At 67.4% G+C, this 22260-nt stretch carries 17 protein-coding genes and 1 tRNA gene; 11 read left to right on the top strand and 7 right to left on the bottom strand.

Translation table 11 applies throughout. The features are described 5' to 3' along the window. Positions 1-32 precede the first annotated feature (32 nt). From HB724_RS15145 to HB724_RS15170, 6 genes are all read left to right on the top strand, one after another. Complete coding sequence (locus tag HB724_RS15145) at positions 33-587, top strand: Uma2 family endonuclease (protein WP_213981777.1); 555 nt, start codon at positions 33-35, stop codon at positions 585-587. Positions 588-623: 36 nt separating this feature from the next. Next, on the top strand, positions 624-1730 hold the full coding sequence (gene proB, locus HB724_RS15150) for a glutamate 5-kinase (RefSeq protein ID WP_213981778.1): 1107 nt from the start codon (positions 624-626) through the stop codon (positions 1728-1730). Continuing rightward, positions 1727-2632, top strand: coding sequence for an NAD(P)H-binding protein (locus HB724_RS15155; protein ID WP_213981779.1), 906 nt, complete (start codon positions 1727-1729; stop codon positions 2630-2632). Before proB ends, HB724_RS15155 begins: the two co-directional genes overlap by 4 nt. A 386-nt stretch (positions 2633-3018) precedes the next feature. Continuing rightward, positions 3019-3261, top strand: coding sequence for an acyl carrier protein (locus HB724_RS15160; RefSeq protein ID WP_213981780.1), 243 nt, complete (start codon positions 3019-3021; stop codon positions 3259-3261). A gap of 3 nt (positions 3262-3264) precedes the next feature. Continuing rightward, entirely contained in the window at positions 3265-4527 is a 1263-nt protein-coding gene (locus HB724_RS15165) for an aminotransferase class I/II-fold pyridoxal phosphate-dependent enzyme (RefSeq protein WP_213981781.1), read from the top strand. Between the two features lie 50 nt (positions 4528-4577). After that, complete coding sequence (locus HB724_RS15170; RefSeq protein WP_213981782.1) at positions 4578-6539, top strand: ATP-binding protein; 1962 nt, start codon at positions 4578-4580, stop codon at positions 6537-6539. 3 nt (positions 6540-6542) lie between these two features. Here the strand turns inward: HB724_RS15170 and HB724_RS15175 are convergent, their stop codons facing one another. The 5 genes from HB724_RS15175 to hspQ all read right to left on the bottom strand — a co-directional run bounded on the left by HB724_RS15175 (position 6543) and on the right by hspQ (position 9221). Then, positions 6543-7127: a TetR family transcriptional regulator gene (locus HB724_RS15175; protein WP_213981783.1), complete on the bottom strand. Its 585-nt coding sequence runs from the start codon at positions 7125-7127 to the stop codon at positions 6543-6545. 132 nt (positions 7128-7259) lie between these two features. Continuing rightward, positions 7260-7817, bottom strand: coding sequence for a GNAT family N-acetyltransferase (locus HB724_RS15180; RefSeq protein ID WP_213981784.1), 558 nt, complete (start codon positions 7815-7817; stop codon positions 7260-7262). A 176-nt stretch (positions 7818-7993) separates the two neighbouring features. After that, a complete protein-coding gene (gene rpmA / locus HB724_RS15185; RefSeq protein WP_213981785.1) occupies positions 7994-8263 on the bottom strand; it encodes a 50S ribosomal protein L27 in 270 nt (89 codons plus the stop codon). 24 nt (positions 8264-8287) lie between these two features. Then, a complete protein-coding gene (rplU, locus tag HB724_RS15190; RefSeq protein ID WP_213981786.1) occupies positions 8288-8659 on the bottom strand; it encodes a 50S ribosomal protein L21 in 372 nt (123 codons plus the stop codon). A 181-nt stretch (positions 8660-8840) separates the two neighbouring features. Continuing rightward, complete coding sequence (hspQ, locus tag HB724_RS15195; protein ID WP_213981787.1) at positions 8841-9221, bottom strand: heat shock protein HspQ; 381 nt, start codon at positions 9219-9221, stop codon at positions 8841-8843. 135 nt (positions 9222-9356) lie between these two features. On the opposite strand from hspQ, the gene HB724_RS15200 reads away from it, so the two are divergent. The 4 genes from HB724_RS15200 (at position 9357) to HB724_RS15215 (ending at position 13498) form a co-directional block, all read left to right on the top strand. After that, positions 9357-9446, top strand: a tRNA-Ser gene (locus HB724_RS15200). Between the two features lie 441 nt (positions 9447-9887). Beyond that, a complete protein-coding gene (locus tag HB724_RS15205) occupies positions 9888-10589 on the top strand; it encodes a FadR/GntR family transcriptional regulator (RefSeq protein WP_256731542.1) in 702 nt (233 codons plus the stop codon). A 2-nt stretch (positions 10590-10591) separates the two neighbouring features. Beyond that, positions 10592-12394, top strand: a complete 1803-nt coding sequence (locus HB724_RS15210) for an IlvD/Edd family dehydratase (RefSeq protein ID WP_213981789.1) — start codon at positions 10592-10594, stop codon at positions 12392-12394. A gap of 42 nt (positions 12395-12436) precedes the next feature. Next, the gene (locus HB724_RS15215; protein ID WP_213981790.1) at positions 12437-13498 is read left to right on the top strand and encodes a hypothetical protein; all 1062 of its coding nucleotides are present in this window, start codon (positions 12437-12439) and stop codon (positions 13496-13498) included. A gap of 34 nt (positions 13499-13532) precedes the next feature. On the opposite strand, the gene HB724_RS15220 is transcribed toward HB724_RS15215, so the two are convergent. Together HB724_RS15220 and HB724_RS15225 are read right to left on the bottom strand one after the other, a co-directional pair. After that, the gene (locus HB724_RS15220; protein WP_213981791.1) at positions 13533-17585 is read right to left on the bottom strand and encodes a glycosyl hydrolase; all 4053 of its coding nucleotides are present in this window, start codon (positions 17583-17585) and stop codon (positions 13533-13535) included. Between the two features lie 40 nt (positions 17586-17625). Beyond that, positions 17626-20703: a TonB-dependent receptor gene (locus tag HB724_RS15225; RefSeq protein ID WP_213981792.1), complete on the bottom strand. Its 3078-nt coding sequence runs from the start codon at positions 20701-20703 to the stop codon at positions 17626-17628. Positions 20704-20982: 279 nt separating this feature from the next. On the opposite strand from HB724_RS15225, the gene HB724_RS15230 reads away from it, so the two are divergent. Next, the gene (locus HB724_RS15230) at positions 20983-22245 is read left to right on the top strand and encodes an MFS transporter (protein WP_213981793.1); all 1263 of its coding nucleotides are present in this window, start codon (positions 20983-20985) and stop codon (positions 22243-22245) included. The last annotated feature ends 15 nt before the right edge of the window (positions 22246-22260 follow it).

A 22260-nucleotide genomic window follows, 5' to 3' on the forward strand; every position in this document is an offset into this window, starting at 1 on the left:
CGGGATAGTCTGCAATCGCATATAGTCTGCGAATGGCAACGCAGACCCATTATCCGCTCCTTACTGCCAAGGAGTTCCTCGAAATCGATTTCGGGGAGCACAAGGCCGAGTTGGACAACGGCGTCATCCGCATGATGTTGGGCGGAACGGCGCGGCATGCCGAAGTTCAGACCAACGTCGTTTCGGCCATGCGGCAGCGCTTGCGAGGCTCCGGATGCAAGCCTTATGGCCCGGACATGGGCGTGGAAACCAACGAGGGATCGGTTCGCTATCCGGACGTGAGCATCTATTGCGGGCGCACGGACTCCAACGATGGGGAAAAGGCGTTCAAGGATCCGCGCATTATTTTCGAGGTGCTTTCCGCCGGCACCGCAAGGACCGACCTTCTCGTGAAGCTGCCGGAATACAAGGCTCTGGCGAGCGTGGATACGATCGTGTTCGTCGATATCGCAAGCGAGCGCGTGCGGATCGTCCAGCGCATAGGGCCGAAGGGCTGGAACGAGACCGGCTATGACGAGCCCGTCGATATTGAACTTCCCGCCCTGGGCGTCACCATTCCCCACGAAGAGATTTTCGCGCGCGACTGATTGGCGCGGCAGGGCGCCCGCGCTAACGCAGCCGGCATGTCGCTCTTCCCCCCCGCCACATGCCCCCGCCTGATCGTCAAGATCGGCTCCGCGCTGCTCGTCGATCCCGATGGCGGCGTGCGGCGCGCATGGCTGGAGGGGATCGCCGCCGATATCGCCGAGCGCGTCCGCGCCGGGCAGCAGGTCGCGGTCGTCTCGTCCGGCGCGATCGCGCTCGGGGCGCGGCGCCTCGGCCTGCCCAAGGGCGGCCGCGCCAGCCTGGAGGATGCGCAGGCCGCCGCCGCGACCGGCCAGATCGCGCTGTCGCAGGTCTGGGCCGAGACCCTGGGCGCCAACGGCCTCACCGCCGCGCAGATGCTGGTGACGCTCGACGACCTGGAGGATCGGCGCCGCTACCTCAACGCCGCCGCCACGCTCGATCGGCTGCTCGGCCTGGGCGTCGTCCCCGTGCTCAACGAGAATGACAGCGTCGCCACCGAGGAGATCCGCTTCGGCGACAATGACCGCCTCGCCGCGCGCGTCGCGCAGGCGGCGGGCGCGCAGGGCGTCGTGCTCCTCAGCGATATCGACGGCCTCTACGATCGCAATCCCGCGCTTCCCGGCGCCGAGCATGTCGCCCGCGTGGAGAGGATCGACGCGGGAATCGAGGCGATGGCCGATCGCGGTTCCGCCTCGGGCATGGGATCGGGTGGCATGGTCTCGAAGATCGCCGCCGCGCGCATCGCCAATGCCGCCGGCGCGCATCTCGCCATCGCCTCGGGCCGGATCGATCGCCCGCTCTCGGCCGAGGCGCGCCACACCTTGTTCGTCGCCGAGAAGACCGCGCCAGCGCGCAAGGCATGGCTGGCCGGGGGCCTCACCGCGCGCGGCACGATCCATGTCGATGCCGGCGCGGCGCGGGCGCTTTCGCAGGGCAAGAGCCTGCTCGCCGCCGGCGCCATCCGCGTCGAGGGCAGCTTCGCGCGGGGCGACCTGGTGGTGATCGCCGGCCCCGAGGGGAGGCCACTCGCGCGGGGGCTGGTCGAATATCCCAGCGACGACGTCACCCGCATCCTCGGCAAGCGCAACGAGGAGCAGGCGGCGCTGCTCGGCTATGCGCCGCGCTCGACGTTGGTTCATCGCAGCCATATGGCGCTGCTATGAGCATCATCGCCATTACCGGAGGCACCGGCTTCGTCGGATCGCGCCTGATCGCCCTCGCGGCCGAGGCGGGCCACCAGATCCGAGCTCTCACCCGCCGCGAGCAGGCCGAACGCGAACACATCACCTGGATCCGCGGCGATCTGGAGAACGCCGCCGCGCTGGCGGAGCTGGCGCAAGGGACGGATGCCGTCATCCACGTAGCCGGCGTGGTCAACGCGCCCGATCGCGCGGGCTTCGCGCGTGGTAATATCGACGGCACGCGCAACATGCTCGCCGCCGCGGAGGATGCAGGCGTCAAGCGCTTCGTCCATGTCTCGTCGCTCGCCGCGCGCGAGCCGGACATGTCGGCCTATGGCTGGTCCAAGGCCGAGGGCGACGCGCTGGTCCAGGCGTCTCTGCTCGACTGGACGATCGTCCGTCCGCCGGCGATCTACGGCCCCGGCGACATGGAGATGCTGGAGCTGTTCCGGCTCGCGAAGAAGGGCCTCGCGCTGCTGCCGCCGGGCGGGCACGTCTCGGTGATCGAGGTCGGCGATCTCGGCCGGCTGCTGCTCGCGCTGGCGGTCACCGACAATTGCGAGCGCATCCTCGACGCCGATGACGGCGTGGCGGGCGGCTGGAGCCACAAGGAATTCGCCCGGGCGATCGGCGCGGCGGTGGGCAAGCGCGTCGCCGCCTTCGCCCTGCCGCGGCCGCTGCTGATGGCGGGCGCGCACCTCGATCGGCTGGTGCGGGGCAAGGACGCCAAGCTCACTCCCGATCGCGTCGCCTATTTCAGCCATCAGGACTGGGTGGTCGATCCGGCGCGGCGCCCGCCTGTGAACCTCTGGACTCCGCAGGTCGAGACCCGCGCCGGCCTCGCCGCGACGGCGGCCTGGTATCGCCAGCAGGGGCTGCTGTAGGGCGGGTCGGTAACCCCCCATCGTCCCCCGGCCGAAGTGCCTGGGTCTACCGTGCGTCCAGGAGAGCCCCTCAAGGCTTCAAGGGGCTCTCTCGCGGAGGAGTGGACCCCGGCACTCCGGCCGGGGTGACGGGAGCAAAGGCAGCGTGCGCGAACCGCGCGCTTGCAATGTAGGATTCCGTCTGCTTGCCTCCCGCGAGCATGTCCGCAGCAAGCGTCTCGATACAGCCGCCGGGCACACGCCCGGTGCCTTCGCGGACGCACCGCCAGGGATCAAAGTGCACGAACGGACCCCGACTCCGCGCACTTTGCGCCATCGCCCCGCCAGCGGCGCGTTTCCGCCGCATTCGCTTGGCACTGGGTTTCGATGACACTAAGGGACCGACCATGACCGACCGCGCAGCAGTTTTCGATACCATCAAGGCCCAGATCGAACCCTTCAACAAGAAGGGCGTCGCCTTGACCGACAGCACCACCTTCGCAGGCGATCTCGAATGGGACAGCCTGACGGTGATGGATTTCGTGGCCGCGATCGAGGACGAGTTCGACATCCTCATCACCATGAACATGCAGGCCGAGATCGAGAATGTCGGCCAGCTCGTGGACGCGGTTCAGAAGCTGAAGGGCTGAATCGTGACCGAGAGCCTGAACACGTCCAGCGCGCTGCCCGCGGACCCCGCCCCGATCGCCCCCGAGCACGATCTGATGTCCAAGTTCGACGCTCTGATCGCAGAGCGCCGGAAGCTGCTCGACAGCGGCGTCACCGATCCTTTCGCGATCGTGATGGAGCAGGTGAAGTCGCCCACCGAGGCGGTGATCGCCGGCCGCGACACGATCCTGCTCGGCACCTATAATTATATGGGCATGACGTTCGATCCGGACGTGATCCAGGCCGGCAAGGACGCGCTCGACCAGTTCGGATCGGGCACCAACGGCAGCCGCATGCTCAACGGCACCTTCCGCGACCATATGGAGGTCGAGCAGGCGCTGCGCGAATTCTACGGCACCACCGGCGCGATCGTCTTTTCCACCGGATACATGGCCAATCTCGGCATGATCTCGACGCTGGCGGGGAAGGGCGAGTACGTCATCCTCGACGCCGACAGCCACGCCTCGATCTATGACGGCTGCAAGCAGGGCTATGCCGAGATCGTCCGCTTCCGCCACAATGATGTCGAGGATCTCGACAAGCGCCTGGGCCGCCTGCCCAGGGACGCCGGCAAGCTGGTGGTGCTGGAGGGCGTCTATTCGATGCTCGGCGACATCGCGCCGCTGAAGGAGATGGTCGCCGTCGCCAAGAAGCACGGCGCGATGGTGCTCAGCGACGAAGCGCATTCGATGGGCTTCTTCGGCCCCAATGGCCGTGGCGTCTATGAGGCGCAGGGCTGTGAGGGCGATGTCGATTTCATCGTCGGCACCTTTTCCAAGTCGGTCGGCACCGTCGGCGGCTTCTGCGTGTCGAACCACCCGAAGTTCGAGGCGATCCGGCTGGCCTGCCGCCCCTATATCTTCACCGCCTCGCTGCCGCCCTCGGTGGTCGCGACCGCGGCGACTTCGATCCGCAAGCTGATGCACGCGAACGAGAAGCGCGCGCGGCTGTGGGAGAATGCCCGCACGCTGCACGGCGGCCTGACGGAAATGGGCTTCCGGCTCGGCACCGATGCGCCGGACAGCGCGATCATCGCGGTGATCCTGGAGGACCAGGAACAGGCGGTGGCGATGTGGCAGGCGCTGCTCGACGGAGGTCTCTACGTCAACATGGCCCGCCCGCCCGCCACGCCGGCGGGAACCTATCTGCTGCGGTGCTCATTGTGCGCAGAGCATACGCCGGAACAGATCCGGCGCGTGCTCGCCATGTTCCAGGCCGCCGGGCGCGCCGTGGGCGTGCTTGCCTGAGCGCGACAGAGCTTTTCACGAGACTCTGCCTGGCCTAGACTGGGTCGCGCATGGGTGAACCCGTCCCAGTGACCGAAGACAGCGCGGTTCGCGCGGCGAACTGGCGTATGGTGCTGCTTGGGCTGCTCTCGCTGCTCGGCATCGGCGTGCTCGTTGCGCTGATCGTGATCCAGCAGACCACCGATCGCGAGCGCGACGAGGCCATCGCGCTCCAGCAGCACACCTTCGAGGTGGTGATCCGCGCCAACCAGCTTTCGGGCGCGATCTCCGCCGCCGAGGCCGCGCTGGGCCGCTATGTGGTGAGCGCGGACAAGACGCTGGGCCAGCAATATTCGGATCAATGGGCACGCGCGGGCGACCAGCTCACGAAGCTCCGGCAGCTCACCGCCGACAATCCCCGCCAGCAGGCGCAGATCGTCGATCTGCAAAAGGCGTTCGAGGCGCGCGGCAAGGAGCTGAACGAGACCGCGCTCTATTCGGCCTTCAAGCGGCACAACGATGCCTGGGGCAGCTATTACAACGTCCGCCAGAGCGCGGCCCGCCAGCATGTCGAGACGATGCTGCAGCGTGTCGTCGAGCTCGAGCGCGGGATCTTGCGTGATCGCACCAGGGCGGCGTCGGACCTGATCGAGAATTCGAGCTTCGCGACCCGCGTGCTGACCGCGTTCGGCGTGCTGATCGTGCTCGGCTCGGTGCTGCTCGGCTGGCTGGCGATCGCCGCCCAGGGCGAGCGGGCGATGGCCGATGCCGAAGCCCTGCTGGAGCGCGAGCGGTCCGCCGAACTGCGCGAGGCGGTGGCGCAGGCGACGGCACAGCTCCGCGCCGAGGCGCGCGAGCGCGAACAGGCCGAGGCGCAGCTCCGCCAGATCCAGAAGATGGAGGCCGTGGGCCAGCTCACCGGTGGCATCGCCCATGATTTCAACAATATGCTGGCCGTGGTTCTGGGCGGGCTGGAGCTTGCCAAGCGCCATCTCCACAGCCGGGGCCCCGACGCCCAGCGCCATATCGAAAGCGCGATGGACGGCGCCAATCGCGCCGCGGCGCTCACCCGGCGGCTGCTGGCCTTTTCCCGCGCCGAGCCGCTGCTGCCGGAGGGCGTCGAGGCGACGACGCTGGTGGGCGGCATGTCCGATCTGTTGGAGCGCACGCTGGGCGGCGCGATCTCGGTCAAGACACAGGATGCCGGCAATGGCTGGCGGATCTGGGTCGATCGCCACCAGCTTGAAAATGCGTTGCTCAATCTCGCCGTCAATGCCCGCGACGCGATGGAGGGGCGTGGCAGGCTGACCATCTCGACCGGCGGGCGGACGCTGGCCGCGAACGAGATCGGCGAATGCACGGCGGGCGATTATGTGACGATCGCGGTGCGCGACACCGGCTGCGGCATGACGCCCGAAGTCGTCGAACGCGTGTTCGAGCCCTTTTTCACCACCAAGCCGGTCGGCAAGGGGACGGGGCTGGGGCTCAGCCAGATCTTCGGCCTTGTGCGCCAGTCGGGCGGTGAGATCGGGATCGAGACGGCGCCGGGGCAGGGGACCACCGTGACCCTGTATCTGCCGCGCTATCTGGGTGAGGCCGCCCATGCGACGGCGGAGACGGTGGTGGAGGCATCGACGTCGCATGGCGACAGGCTCGACATCCTTGTGGTCGAGGACGATCCGCGCGTGCTCTCGGCGACGCTCGGCGTGTTGCAGGAGCTTGGGCACCGTGCGACGGGCTGCAACGATCCGTTTGGCGTCCCCGCGGCGCTCGCCCGGCTCGGGACGGTCGACCTGATCCTGACCGACGTGTTGATGCCCGGCCAGACCGGCCCCGAGATGATCGCGGCGATGGGGGACCGGCTGGACGGCGTCGCGGTGCTGTTCGTCACCGGCTTCACGGGCGAGGCGGATGCCGATCTGCTGCGCGGGCGGTCGGTGCTGCGCAAGCCCTTCACCATGGCCGCCTTGGGCCGGGCGATCGACGAGGCGGTGGAGCAGGAAACGCGCCGGCCGCGGGCTGCGGCGGAATAGGGTTCAGCTTTCCGGGACCGACTTGCGGAGCTGTGCCGCCGCCATTTCGCGGGCCTTGTCGCGCGGCAGGCCCAGCGCGCGGGCCATCGGCGCGCCGAGCAGCGCGTCGCCCAGCGCCATCAGCGTGAGTTGGAGCGTCTCTTCGTGGAGCGGTGCGGCCTCGGCGCCATGGCCGTCGCTGATCTGGTCGACCAGGCGGTGGATCGCCTCCATGATCGGATCGAGCGCATCCTGGTTGCCGGTGAGGATCATCCAGCTCGCCAGCGCGCCGGCGCCCTCACGGTCGAACGCGTCGAAGGTCAGGTCGACGATCTCGCGGGGATCATGGTCTTCCGAACGGGCACGAAGCACCGCCGCGCCGATCTTGGCGGTGACGGTGTCGGCGATGCTGGCCGCCAGCGCCTTTTGCAGGCCGGCGGCCGAGCCGAAATGATGGAGCAGGTTGGCATGCGTCCGCCCGATCCGCGCCGCCACCGCCTTGAGTGTCACCGCTTGGGGACCAGCTTCGAGCAGCAGCGCCCGCGCCGCTTCGAGAGCGGCGTCGCGGGATTCCTCGGGAGACAGGCGACGGCGTGGTTTTGTCGACATTAGTACAGGTGAACTCGATGCCCCTTAGCCGATCGGCTTAGTTGAGGAATCTTCGCAGCGAAAGCAAAGACTCCTGTCCGACCGGCAAGGTGCCGGCTTCGCCTCCCCTGGCGGAAGCCGGCTTCTTGCCGTTCAGGCCGCCATTCGATGATCGGGATCCAGCCCGCCGCAGTCGTTCTCGGCCAGGTCGATCTCGAATCGGGCGCACGGAGCTTCCGCGCCGCGACCGCGCGAATAGAGCGGCACGACGCGGCCGGTGGGGCGGAAGCCGAGCTTGCGGAGCACCCGGCCCGAGGCGGGGTTGTCGATGAAATGGCCGGCGGTGACGTGGCGGATGCCCGCCGCCCGCGCCGCACGGAGCACCGCGGCACCGGCCTCGGTCGCATAGCCGCGGCCCCAGGCATCGGGGGTGATCCAATAGCCGAGCTCGTGCGGCTCGCCGCGAAGCGGGCTCACGCTCACGCCGCCGACCAGCCGCAGGCCGTCGCCCTGATGCTCGAACACCAGGAACTTGGGCTCCGCCGGATCGTGGAAATCGGAGACGAAGGTCTCCGCCGCTTCGATCGGATAGGGCCAGGGCGCCCGGCTCAGATTGCGGGCAACCGCCTCATGGCCGATCGCCTTGGCCAGTTCCGGGGCGTCCTCGGCCCAGCCGGGGCGCAATGTCAGTCTCTGTGTCCGCACGAACATGACCACTCTCCTTGGTCCTGCAGCGCCTCCAAGCGCATCACTATGACGCGCTGGTGTCGCTACAATGTCAGGGAGCACGAAAAAAGGGAGACCGGGGCGACCCGTCTCCCTTTTGCGGTCTGTCGATTGCCAGACTCGGGTCGCCCTGGAGGGGCAACCCGGCTGGTTGCCCGATGTTACTCGGCTGCCTCCGCAATCATGTCTACCGAGCAGAACTTGCGGCCGAGGCGGCCTTCCTTGAAGGTCACGCGGCCGTCGACGAGCGCGAAGAGGGTATGGTCCTTGCCCATGCCCACGTTCACGCCCGGATAGAATTTGGTGCCGCGCTGACGCACGAGGATGTTCCCCGCGATCGCGATCTCGCCACCGAACTTCTTGACGCCGAGACGACGGCCAGCAGAGTCGCGACCGTTGCGGGACGAGCCGCCTGCCTTCTTATGTGCCATTGTCTATACTCCTCGTATCTCTGCTTACGCTTCCGCGGCCGGGGTTTCGGCGGGAGCGGCGGCCTTCTTCGCCTTGGGCGCGGCCTTCTTCTCTTCCTGGGCACCGATGGCGGTGATCTTCAGGATCGTGTGGTTCTGGCGATGGCCGTTCTTGCGGCGATAATTGTGCCGGCGGCGCTTCTTGAAGACGATGACCTTCTCGCCCTTCGCCTGCGCAATGATCTCGGCCGAGACGGTCAGGCCGTCGGTCGGCTTCAGCTCCGAGCCTTCGCCGACGAGCAACACGTCGCCCAGCGTGACCGACGAACCGGCCTCGCCGTCGAGCTTCTCGACGACGATCTTGTCTCCTGCGGCAACGCGATACTGCTTGCCGCCCGTGCGCACGATAGCGAACATGGCTTCTTCTCTAATTCAAATGCATGTGCCCGCCAGAGCGTACCCCGGCAGGAGGAAGGGCGCAGCTACGGTAGGAGGACCGAGAAGTCAAGCCAAGGTGAAGGCTTTTTGCACCGGCGCCCCCGGTTTCCGGAGTCCGGCGGTCAACCTTCCGGTTGACCAAGTTGACTCCATATGCCCGTCAATGCCGGTGCTGCGGCTTCAGCTGGTAGCGGCCGCCGGCATAGCCGTCGAACAACCCGCTGATGCCGGGGTGATCGACCGGCTCGTCGCTTTCGTCGACCACCAGGTTCTGCTGGCTGACATAGGCGATGTAGCTCGATTCGGCGTTCTCGGCGAGGATATGGTAGAAGGGCTGGTCCTTGCGCGGGCGCACATCCTCGGGAATCGATTCATACCATTCCTCGCTGTTGGCGAAGACGGGATCGACATCGAAGATCACGCCGCGGAATTCGAACAGCCGATGGCACACGACATCGCCGATGGCGAAGCGTGCAGTGGAGACCGGGGGCATGGGAACCCCGGCTTCAAGCGGCGTGAAGGAGCCGGGCAATTGCGTCATGCATCTAATCTAGTGCGTTCGCCGCGTGGCACAAGCACCCGCTTGCGGCCCTCGATTCATTGCGCTAATGGCCCCCGCTCTATCGACCGGTGCCGCTCCTGGGAAACCCCAGCGGACGGCATCCAATGACCTCGCGGAGAGGTGGCAGAGTGGTCGAATGTACCGCACTCGAAATGCGGCGTGGGTGCAAGCTCACCGTGGGTTCGAATCCCACCCTCTCCGCCACTTACCTCCTTCATTACTGCGCGATTTCGCTCCGGGAGCGACCCTAGGCGCGGGGCGCCGGCGGCATCGGCGTGCCGTCCTGCGTGGCGCGGAGTTGCATCCGGAAGCGATCTTTATACGGGTAGCGTTACCATTGATTGCGATGGTGATCTTGTCAGCGTCTGTATAAAATATTACCAATAGCGGATGCACATAGAAGACAGGGGGGATGAAAGGGGGCGGCAAGCCAGCATCGCGAAGGCGTGGGCTCGCGCTTCGCGCATCGTGCCGATTGCCCTGGAGTCAGTAAATGACCGATGACGTTGGCAACGTTGCCGGGGCCGTCCGGTGGCGGGCCGGCCGTGCGTGTGTCACAATTGATGCCATGTGCCGGAACCGATCGATCAGGAGGGTCCATTAATGGCGTCCCCAGCCAAATTTCATAAATATACCGAAGGAACATTGTCGAGCCACGACCAGGTCGCGCGCGCGCTGGGCATCGACATATTGGGGGGCGTCTATCCGCCGGGTTCCAAGATCCCCAACGAAAGCGAGATCCTGCACCGGTTCGGCATTTCGCGCACCGTGCTGCGCGAGGTGCTCAAGACGCTGACCGCCAAGGGGCTGATCGTTTCGAAGACGCGGGTGGGCACGACGGTGCTCGAAGCCTCGCACTGGAATTTCTTCGACGCCGATGTCCTGTCGTGGAAGGTCGGGCAGAGTTTCGACGCGGGATTTCGCCGCGACCTGTCCGAAGTCCGCCTGGCGCTCGAACCCGCGGCTGCCGCGGTCGCCGCCGAGCGGCGTTCGGACGAGGATATCGCCGAACTTCGGCGGTGCATCGCCGAGATGCGCGCCGCGACGACCAGCGCGCGCGAGTTCGCGGAGGCCGATCTCGATTTCCACCGTGCGGTCGGCCACGCATCCGGCAACGTGCTGATGCAGTCGATGTCGGCCGTGGTGGAGACCGCGCTCGTCGCTTCGTTCACGCTCAGCTCGCCCATTCGCGAGGACCGCGAGCATGAAGCCGCCGTGCGCGGGCATGAGCGCATCGTCGACGCGATCGAGGCGCGGGACGGCGCCGCGGCCGCCGAGGGAATGCGCAAAGTCATTGGCCATGGCGTCGAACGCCTCGCAAAGGCCGAAATCGAGGCAAAGACATAGAGATGAGTCGAGACGACAACCCGCCACGTACGCTGCGTTCGCGTTCCTGGTTCGACAATCCCCACAATCCGGACATGACCGCGCTCTATCTCGAGCGCTATCTCAATTACGGACTGACGCTGGAGGAACTCCAGTCGGGCAAGCCGATCATCGGCATCGCCCAGACCGGATCGGACCTGAGCCCGTGCAACCGCCACCATGTCGTGCTGGCCGAGCGCGTGCGCGAGGGCATCCGCGAGGCGGGCGGCATCGCGCTCGAATTCCCGGTGCATCCCATCCAGGAGACCGGCAAGCGGCCGACGGCGGGGCTCGACCGTAACCTTGCCTATCTGGGCCTGGTCGAGCTGCTGTACGGCTATCCGCTCGACGGCGTGGTGCTGACGATCGGCTGCGACAAGACGACTCCGGCCCTGTTGATGGCGGCGGCGACGGTCGACATTCCGGCGATCGCGCTGTCGGTGGGGACGATGCTGAACGGCTGGCACAAGGGCGAGCGCACCGGTTCGGGCACGATCGTATGGAAGGCGCGCCAGCTGCTCGCCTCCGGAGAGATCGATTACAAGCGCTTCATCGAACTCGTCGCCTCCTCGGCGCCGTCCACCGGCTATTGCAACACGATGGGCACCGCCACGACGATGAACTCGCTCGCCGAGGTGCTGGGGATGCAGCTTCCCGGATCGGCGGCGATCCCGGCGCCCTATCGCGAGCGCCAGCAGGTCGCGTACCGCACCGGCAAGCGGGCGGTGGAACTGGTGCTGGAAGACGTCCGCCCATCCGCCATCATGACGCGCGATGCGTTCCTGAACGCGATCGTCGTGAACTCGGCGATCGGCGGCTCGACCAACGCGCCGATCCATCTCGCCGCGATCGCGCGCCATGTCGGCGTCGAGCTGTCGCTCTCCGACTGGCAGGAACTGGGTTACGACGTGCCGCTGCTCGTCAACCTGCAGCCCGCCGGCGAATATCTGGGCGAGGATTATTTCCATGCGGGCGGCGTGCCCGCGGTGGTGGCCGAACTGATGCGCCACGGGCTGATCCGCGAGGACGCGCTGACCGTCAACGGCCGCTCGATCGGCGACAATTGCCGCGACGCGACGATCGAGCTGCCCGACGTCATCCGCACCTTCGAACAGCCGCTGAAGGACAAGGCCGGGTTCATGGTGATGACGGGCAACCTGTTCGACAGCGCGATCATGAAGACCAGCGTGATCTCGCCCGAATTCCGGGAGCGATTCCTGTCCAATCCCGACGATCCCGATGCCTTCGAAGGGCGGGCGATCGTGTTCGAGGGGCCCGAGGACTATCACCGCCGGATCGACGACGAATCGCTCGGCATCACGGGCGCCGACGTGCTGGTCATTCGCGGCGCGGGGCCGGTGGGCTATCCCGGCGCGGCGGAGGTCGTGAACATGCGGCCGCCCAACTATCTGATCCGCCAGGGCATCCATGAGCTGCCGTGCCTGGGCGACGGGCGCCAGTCCGGCACTTCGGGTTCGCCGTCGATCCTGAACGCGAGCCCCGAGGCGGCGGCGGGGGGCAACCTCGCATTGCTCCGGACCTATGATCCGCTGCGCGTCGATGTCGGCCGCGGCCGGGTCGACCTGCTGGTCAGCGATGCGGAGATCGCCGAGCGGCGGCGCGCGCTCGACGCGCAGGGCGGCTTCCTCTTCCCGGCATCGCAGACGCCGTGGCAGGCGATCCAGCGCGAGAAGGTCGGCCAGATGGGCACCGGCGCGATCCTGGAGGGCTCGGAGAAGTTCCAGCGGATCGACGAGACCTTCGGAGTGCCGCGCGACAGCCATTGAGACCGGCACGGATACTGACATAGAAAATCGAGGAGAGGGCAGATGATCGATCGCCGAGGCTTGCTGGGCGCCGGGATGGCGGGTGCCGGAACGCTGATGATGCCCGGCGCTGCCCGGGCGATGGCGGCGGCCGCGCAGGATCCGGTCGCGCCCTTCCGTACGCCTTATAAATATCCGAAGCTGATCCTCACCGGCTCGGGCGTGAAGGGCAGCTTCGACGAGAAGGCGGTCGATTGCCCCTTCGTCTTCTCGGCCAACGGCAAATTCTACCTCACCCATGTCGGCTTCGACGGCACGGGATACCAGACCGGTATCTGCGAATCCGACGACCTGCTGAACTGGCGCCGGCTGGGCGTCATCATGGCGCGGGATCCGAACGATCCGATCACCCGCTACAACATCGCCTGCGCCTCGATCCTGCGCGAGAACGACCTGATGTCGCCGGCGCGGCTGGTGAAGGTGAACGGCCGCTACCTGGCGGCGTGGCATGCCTATCCGAACGCGGGATATGAAGAGGGCGCGGCGGTGATCGGCCTCGCCTGGAGCGACGACTTCCTGCACTGGGAGCGCGGCCCCGTGATCCTGCGCGCCGAGGACGGCGCCGACTGGGAACGCGGCGGTCTCTACAAGCCCTATCTCGTCAAGGAAGGCGACACCTTCTATCTGTTCTACAACGCCAAGAACACGGACACGCCGTGGCACGAGCAGACCGGGCTGGCGACGTCGAAGGATCTCAAGACCTGGACGCGGCATCCGGCGAGCCCGCTGATCCGCAACGGCGCGGACGGCGAGCCCGACTGGCGCTTCGCGAGCGATCCGGTGGTGGTGAAGCATCGCGACAAATGGGCGCTCTTCTATTTCGGCCTCGCGCATGACGGCTATGCGCGCGACCTGCTCGCGATCGGCGACACGCTCACCGACTTCAAAAAGGTCGACGAGGTACTGATCGACGTCGGCGCGCCGGGCACGATCGACGAGAAATATGCCCATAAGCCGGCCATCATCCATCATGACGGCGCGCTCTATCATTTCTACTGCGCGGTCAGCGGCAAATGGCCGAACGATACCCGCGGCCTCGCGGTCGCGCGATCGAAGCCCTGGTAGGGCGGCACGCGGCCGCCCGCGAAGGCGCGGGCGGCTAGCCAATCGGAAGCAGTTGCGCGTGCAGCAGCCGGACCGGCCCCAGCAGGCCGGATTCGAGCAGGGGCGCGTCGGCCTGATAATGTTTCCAGGTGGCGAAGGCGACGCGCTGACTCGGCGGCTTGGGCCGGCCCTCGCGATACCAGTCGGGGATCGCGGTGATCCCGCCGGTCACGCCGGCATTGCTGACGGTGTATTCGTATTCCGCCGGGAAATGCTCGTCGCCGATCAGGCGGTTCGGCCAGAGATTGGTGACCTGGACCTCCAGCATGTTCGCGCCTGCGCGCACGGCATCGGTGACGTCGATGCGGAACGGCGGCTTCCACAGCTTGCCGAGATCTCGGCCGTTCACGCGGACGGCGGCGATCACCTCCACCCGGCCGAGGTCGAGATAGACGCGGCGCCCGGCGCCGAGCGCGCCCGCCGCCACGTCGAAGCGCGTGCGATAGGTGGCGGTCCCGGAGAAATGGCGGACGCCGAAATCGGCGTGCCGGTGCAGCGAGGCAGGCTGCGCGAGCGTGATCGATGCCGGGGCGCCGTGATCGGGCGGGAAGGAGACCTGCCAGGGGGCCGCCAGCGCGCTCGCCGGGGCGATCCCGCGCGCTTCCACGGTGTGCGCGCCCAGCGCATATTGTCCGTCGCGCCAGGCTAGGAGGCCGCCCTGGGCGACTTCGATCGCGGGCGGGCCTTCCGGTGCGGGCAGGCCGGCGGCGGCGAGCCGGGCGATGTCCGATGCCGCGAGCGGCGTGGCGTGCAGCGTCAGCGCCGCGACGTCGCCCTCGAAATAGCGTGGCCGGATGACTCGTCGGCCGAGCGCCGCATGGACCTGGAAGGCGGAAGGCTTGCCGGTTGCGGCCTGCTTGCCGTTGAGGAAGAGCGTGGGGCGGCCGCCTTCATAGACGATCGCGAGATGCGTCCAGCCGGAGATTGGGGCGGGCGAGGCGAGCACCGCCGGATAGGCCGTGGCGCTGGCATATTCGTACAGGATCACGCCGTTGCGGCCGGCCGAGATCGCGAGATTGGCGCCTGTCCCGTCGCCGGCGGGGGGATCGATGACGAAGCTCGCGCCGCTCATCCCGAGTGTCGGCACGCTGCCGCCGCGGGCGAGCGCCGTGGCGCGGGCGGCGATATCCTCGGGCCTGTCGCTGTCGGATGCGATGACCGGATCGATTGGCCAGAGCTCGGTCTCGGGCTTGATCCAGGCGGTGACGGTGAAGCTGTCGCGCGCCTCGGGGACGGCGGCCGGCGCATAGGGGCGGGCCTGGAGCGCGACGCCGCCCGGCGCGGCGAGCGTCGGCGCGGACGCCTTGGCCGGCGCGCGGAAGACGACGAAGCAGGAGCCGGACTCTTCCAGGCGAAGCGCGACGCGGGTGCGGCCATCGGCCTGTTCGTAGACCGGCAGGGGGCTGGTCTCGCCCGTCATCGGATCCCAGCGCTCCGGCTGGCGTCCGCTGACGCGGAAGCTGCAGACGAAATCCTCCGCCCGGCGGTGGCCGTTGGCGACGAAATAGACGTCCGCGCCGTCGAGACGGCGATGGATCCAGTTGGCGATCGGATCGCTGCTGCGCGCCGATATCTCGACATCGGGGCCGAGGCCCGCCGCGGCGAGCACGTCCGCCAGCGGCATGCCCCAGAAGACCCGGCCCTTGCCGACATCGCGCGACGTCCGCGCGCTGCCGTCGAGATCGCCCCAGAGTTCGGCGGCGATCCGGCGGACTTCCGCGTCGTTCGAGGGAAATTCCCCGAGCCCGTGCGAATGCTCGATCTTGGGACCGACCAGCCACATGCCGGCCTGCACCATCTCGCGCAGCTTCGCGAGCAGCTCGCGGGTGATGCGGCGATCCTCGGGCATCACCAGCACGCGGTAGCGGATGCCGTCGGGAAGGACGATGTGCCCGTCCTCGATCCGCGCGCGCTTCAGCAGCACCTCGGCATCGCAGACGTCGTAATCATGCCCGGCGGGCACCGGCTGCGGCAGCTTCGGCCGCGCGCCGGAGAGCGTGGCGGCGACCGGCTCCTCGACATGGACGGGCACCTGGACCGGCGAGTTCTCCCCGGTGAAATAGAGGATGTCGGCGGCGAAATTGCCCTGGTGCAGCATGTGCTGGCAGCGCGCGGCATAGCTCAGCCAGGGGCCGGCATCCTCGAACCAGGTGTTGGTCCGGTCGAAATGGAAGCCCCAGGGGCCCATCGTCATGCCGGGCTTCGCGGTCGGGTGCGGCTGCTGGGCATAGCGGTGGAAGACGAAATGGTTGAGCCCGAGCGAGTACATCTCGTCGCCCAGCGCCTTCATCGCATAGGGATGCTCCTGCCAGCGCGACTGGGCCGGCCGGCCGGTGAAGCTCTCCGCGCCGATGAAGGTCTTGCCCTGGACGTGCGCCACGGTCGCGGCGACCTTGACCGAATAGGCCGCGGCGCCGCCGCGCACCCAGAACTCGCCCATCAGCCGGTCGACCCGCGCCCCGGCGGCAAGATCGTCGAACGGGCCGTTGCCATAGGGCTCGGTGTACGAGACCAGCCCGTGCTGGCGGCAGAGATCGTGGAAGCGGCCGTAATAGAGATCCTCCATCAGCGTCGCGTGGACACGGCGCAGATCCCAGAGGAAGCGCTCGGAAATCTCGGCGCTGCCGACGACGCGCCCGGTGACGGTGGGCAGATAGGCGGTCAGCGGATAGCCGCGGCGCTTCTCGAACTCGCGGGGCAGGTCCGCGGTCCAGTTCTGCATGCCGGTTTCGTAGCTGTCGATGATCGCTCCGGCGAGATCGCGCTTGCCGAGCCGTTCGAGCGCCGGGAGCACCTCGCTGAAATAGCGGTTGAAATGGAAGTCGATCGCGGCGGTGCTGAACTTGTCGCACTCCAGGCCTGCCCCCGCATCGGAAGGGGAGATGTTGCGCGCGCCGGTCGCGGTATGGCCGAAGCGCAGCACGGTCCATGCGCCCGGCGGCGCCTTCCATCGTAGATGCCCATCGGCATCCATGAAGCCGCTGATGTCGATCACCTTCGCGGGATCGATCGTCGCCTTGGGATCCTCGGCGCCGGGCGCCTCGCCGCTGTCGGGCGTGCGGCCCCAATTGGCCTTGGCGCCGACGTCCGCGATGCGCGGATCGGCCGACAGCGCCAGCTCGGTGATCGCCATCCGGGCCGGGAGCGAAAGCCGGAAGAAGCGGGCGGTCGTCGCATCGAAGCTCGCCACGATGGGCGGCAGCGTGTGCAGCCGCCAGGACGGCATCGGCATTTCGGCGACGCCGCGATAGGTGACCCCGTCGTCGGACGCTTCGAGCCGGATCATCGCCTGGAGCGTGAAATTGGTGGCGTCGTCGGCGGTCGGGCGGAAGACCAGCGAGCGGGCGCGGAAGGGCTTGGCGAATTCGAGCACAAGCTGCGCCGGCCCGTCGCCGGGCGTCACGTCCAGCGCCGTCGCGGGATCGCCGTCCACGAGCACGCGCACGTCGCAGGGCTTGCCGTCGAGCACGGCGCGGACGATCTGGCCGCGTGCCTCGGCACGATCGCCGGGCAGTGCCGGGAAGGCGAGGACCATCGCGTCGCGATAATGGTCGAGCCGGGCGAAGGGACGCGGGAGGACGCGATCGATCGTCGTGCCCCCGGTGACGGTCGCCTCGCTCCACACCAGTTGCTGCATCGACAGATCGGGCGTGATCCACGGCCCGCCGCTCGACGACCAGCCCGGGCAATTGTGCATCGTGAAGGAAAGGCCGAGCCGGCCGCATTCGTCCGCGGCGTGGCGGACGACCTTGACCCATTCGGGGCTGAGCGAGCGGGCGGGGCCGACCGGGATGCCGCAGCCCACATCGAACATCTGCACGCCGCCGACCCCGACGCGCGCCAGCGCCTCGAGATCGCGGGTGATCCCATCGGTGGTGACGTTGCCGTTCATCCAGTGCCACCAGGTATGGGGCTTGGCGTCCGGCGGCGGCGCGCGGAAGCCGTCGAGCAGCGGATCGTCGCCGGCGGCAAGGACCGGGGCGGGCCAGTTCAGCGCGACCGCAAATGTGCCCGCGGCGGCGCCCGCCAGAAAAGTGCGACGTTCCATTCCTAATCCCCTCCACTGGCCCGCGACGGGCCGGTCCCTTCTAGAACTTCACGCGGACGCCCGCATAATAGCGCCGCCCGATCGGATCATAGGTGCCCGCCGCCGTCTCGGTGCCCTGGGTGCTGCCGGGCAGGCCGGTGACGATGGGCGGCGGCGCGACGTCGAACGCATTGTCGACGCCGATATAGAATTGCGAATGCTCGGTCGGATCGAAATGGATCTGGAGATCGGTGTAGATCTTGGCATCGACCGCGAACAGGTTCTTGGGCGCGAGATCGCCGTTGCCGAGCACGAACTGCGCGCGGAACTGATCGTCGAGATAGGACTTGCCGATATAGGTGTTGTTGAGGCTGAAGCCCCAATTCTTGTCGCTATAGCCGAGCGTCACCTGCGCCTTGTCGCGCGCGGTGCCGATCTCGCCGGCGAACTGGTCCTTGGCCGCGCCGGGGAGGGGCACGATATAACCGTCGATCAGGTGGCTGTAGCTGACCCGGAGATCGGCGGTGCCGTCGCCCAGGCCCCAGTCGGTGAGGTTCTGGCGATAGCCGGCGGTGACGTCGATGCCCGACACGTTGAGCCCGCCGCTGTTGTTCAGCGTCGTATCGACCAGTTCGAGCGAGCCCGCGCTGAACGCACCCGCCGCGACCGGCCGGCGGCGGATCAGCGAGCAGAGACTGGCATCGGCATTGGCGTAGCAGCCGTTGAGGATGAACTGGCGCGGCAGCCGGGTGATCGCGTCGTCCACCTTGATGTGGAAATAGTCGACCGTCAGCGTGAGGTTGCGCAGCGCGTGGATCGAGGCCGGGTTGATGACGGCGCCGATCGTGTAGGTCGTGCCCCTTTCCACGCCGAGATTGGGGTTGGTCAGCTCGCGGCCGCTGATGCCCTGGATGTCCGACTGGGCGCGGGTGAAGGAACCGTTCGCCTGGATGTTGGCGAGGACGCCGGTCGCCGCTCGGCAATTGTCGCTCAGCGCGCCGGTGCTGGTGAGCGTGACGCCGGTGCATGGATCGCTGATGCCTGACGGGAAGGTCTGGGTGGCGCCGCCGAACAGCTCGCCGATGTTCGGCGCGCGGACGGCGCGGGCATAGACGCCGCGCAGGCGGATGTCGCTCACCGGCGCCCATTCCACGCCGCCATTATAGGTATAGACCGTGCCGACCGTGGAATAATGCGAGACACGCCCCGCGCCGCGCAGATCGAGCTGGTGGAAGAAGGGCTTGTCCTTGAGCAGCGGGATCACGATTTCGCCGAAGCCCTCGGTCACTTCGAAGCTGCCCGCCGTGTTGACGAGCTGGACGTCGGCGTTGAGCCCGCCATTGGTGAGCGGATCGAAGATTTCGCGGCTGGTCTCGCGCCGATATTCGCCGCCGACCGAGATCTGCACCGCGCCCGCCGGCAGATCGAACAGCGCGCCCGACACGCTGCCCGAGGCGACCGCCTGGGTCTGGCGGCTGTCGCGGATGCGGATGCTGGAGAGATAGGCGAGCGCCTCCGGGCTCAGCTTGTTCGCGCCGAAGATATTGGCGGGAACGCAGCCGCGCGCCCGCGCCTCCGCGCTGGCGCAGATCGCCTCGGTCGTGTTGCCGTTGCTGTTGATGTCGTAGAGATCGGGGACGACGTTCAGCGCGTCGGCGAAATTGATGACGTTGGTCTCGCCCGTCGTCTGTTGCGACGCGGTCGTCTGGCCATATTCGAAATAGGCCTCGAACCGCCATTTGTCGCTCAGGTCTCCATTGAAGCCGCCGACGATGCGGAAGCTCTGGCGATCGATCGTGGAGACGCGCTGGTTGTTGTCGCCGAACTGCGTGAGGCGCTGGGTGAAGCCCATGTCGCGCAGCCCGTCGCCATTGGTGTCAGTGGCGGCGTTGAAGATCGCATCGGGAACCAGCGGATTGCGGACCAGGACCGGCGCGCCGCCGCCCGGATTGGCGACATAATTCTCGATGTTGAAGCGTCCGTTCGGCACCGAGCGGAAGATGCCGAGCGAACCCGCCGATTGCAGCGGCAGCGGCTCGATGCGCGACTGGCTGTGGGTCGAGACATAGGTGCCTTCGAGGAAGGCGCTGATGCCGTCGGTGACTTCGTAATTGGCGCGTCCCGCGAAGACATAGCGTTCGACCGGGACCGCGATCGACTGATAGGCCGCGCGGTTGAAGCCGTCGGCCGCGACGCCGGGGCCGCCATTGACGTTGAAGCTGTTCTTCAGGTTGCCGCTGGCATCGTAGGTGAAGGTCTGGCTGCCGGCCTGGAACGTGCCCTGCGGCGCGATCGAGGAGTTGAACGGACGGGTGACGTCGAACAGCTGCTGCGCGGCGGTCAGGTTGGCGTCGTCGGCCCCGGCCTTCTTGATGAGGTTGCCGGTGCTGGTCTGGTCGACCGCCGAGCGGGCGCGGTCCGCGGTCGCGACGCGGCCCTGATCGGTATAGCCGGCGTAGAACATGATGTTGCCACGGCCATCGTCGAAATTATGGCCGACCGTGAGGTTGAGCACGGTCTCGGCATCGTCGCCGCGCTCGGAGATGCCCTTCTGCGCGTTGAACTCGATGCCTTCGAAGCTCTTCTTGTAGACGAAGTTGACGACGCCCGCGACCGCATCCGAGCCATAGACCGCCGAGGCGCCGCCGGTGAGGACGTCGACCCGTTCGATGAACGGAGTCGGGATCATGTTGAGGTCGACCGCGGCGCTGCCCGGGACTCCCGGCACGACGCGGCGGCCGTCGACCAGGATCAGGGTGCGATCCGAGCCCATATTGCGCAGGTTGATCGTGGCGAGGCCGGCGCTGGTCGACGAGAAGTTCGAATTGGTGCGCGTCGCGGAGGGCGTGCCGAAGGCGGGATTGCGCTGGAGCACGGTCTGGATGTTGACGTCGCCGGTGGCGGCGATGTCGTCGGCGGTCACCGCCTGGAGCGGCGAGGGCGAAGTGAGCGAGGGGCTGGCGATGCGCGAGCCGGTGACGATGATCTCGGTCTGGGCGGCCTGGTCGGCGCTCTCTTCGGCCTGGGGCTGCTCGGCTGCGGGCACCGTCTGCGCATGGGCGGTGGCGGTGAAGCACAGCGCCGACAGGGCGGCACCGGCGGCAAGCAGGGTGCGATGCCTGCGATCGAAAGTCTTCATGATTTTCCCTCTCCTCGACCCTGCCCGCTTTGCGCGGTGCTTCCGGTCAGAACTCCCGACGCCGGTCTCAAATGCCGGCGAGCGCTGCCAGCATATGGTATACTGGTATGATGAGCAACACTGAACTTGTGAGGCTTAAGTTGCCGCGCGCTTCCGTGCTTGCGTGATCCATGGAGTTTATATCATCATACCACCTGGCGGCGATCCGTCCGCCGGCACCATGATTCCCGAGATCGGCGAAAAGCCGGCGCGGACGGCATGGCGAGGGAGAGGCGGGGCATGCGAAAGCGGCATCTGGTGGTCGCGATCCTGGCGGGGTTGTCGGTCATCACTTTCCTCGACAGGATGGTGATTGCGGTCACCGGCCCGGCGATCCAGCGCGACCTGGCGATCGATCCGGTATCCTGGGGATGGGTGCTCAGCGCCTATGCGCTGGCCTATTCGGCGTTCGAGATTCCCTCGGGAGCGCTTGGCGACCATCGCGGTTATCGCCGCGAGCTGACGCGCATCACCCTGTGGTGGTCGTTCTTCACGCTGGTCACGGCATTTTGCCGCAATGTCTGGCAGATCGCGGGGGCGCGCTTCCTGTTCGGTGCCGGCGCGGCGGGCGCCTATCCCAATATCGCGGGCATTCTCTATCGCTGGCTGCCGGCGCGCGAGCGGGCGCGGGGGCAGGGTGTGATCTGGTCCGCGAGCCGGCTGGGCGGGGCGCTGGCGCCGCTGCTGCTGGTGCCGCTGATGGAAGTGGCGGGATGGCGCACCGTGTTCGTGGTGATGGGGCTGATCGGCTTCGCCTGGGTGGTGGCGTTCAGGCTGTGGTTCCGCGACCGGCCGGCCGATATGCCGGGGATGACGGCCGAGGAGCTTGCGGAGATCGGCGGGGAGGAGGACGGGCCACATGGCGGCACGCCATGGCGAGAGCTGTTCGCGCTGCCGCAACTCTGGCTGATCGCGCTCGCCTATTTCTTCTACTGCTTCGGCGTGTGGTTCTTCTTCAGCTGGTTTCCCACCTGGCTCATCAAGGCGCGGGGCTTCTCGACCGCGGAGATGGGCTTCTATGCCGCGATCCCCTTCATGCTCGGCGTGGTGAGCAATCTCGCGGGCGGCGTGCTGTGCGACTGGCTGGAGCAGCGGCTGGGCGTGCGCATCGGCTATCGGCTGATCGCGTCGCTCTGCCTGCTGACCACGGCGGTTTTGCTTTTCGCGATGACGCATGTGCGGGCGCCGGGCGCGGTGATCGTGCTGGCGGGAGCGAGCTTCGCGGTGATGGACCTGATGCTGCCGAGCGCCTGGGCGATGTGCATGACGATCGGCGGGCGGCATGGCGGCACGGCGACGGCGGTGATGAACACCTTCGGCAATTTCGGCGGGTTCGTGTGCGCGGTGGCGTTCGGCTATATCGTCGAGGGGACGGGGGACTATGACCTGCCCGTCCAGTGCGTCGCGGCAATGGTGCTGGTGGCGGCGGGACTGTTCGCGCTCATCGATTGCACGCGTGGACTATCCCGCGCCAAGTCGCCAATTGTCCCGCAACCGGCCTGACGGCTATTGATCGTC

The sequence above is a fragment of the Sphingomonas sp. dw_22 genome, from assembly GCF_018449795.1.
In the GTDB taxonomy this organism is placed as follows: Bacteria; Pseudomonadota; Alphaproteobacteria; order Sphingomonadales; family Sphingomonadaceae; genus Sphingomonas.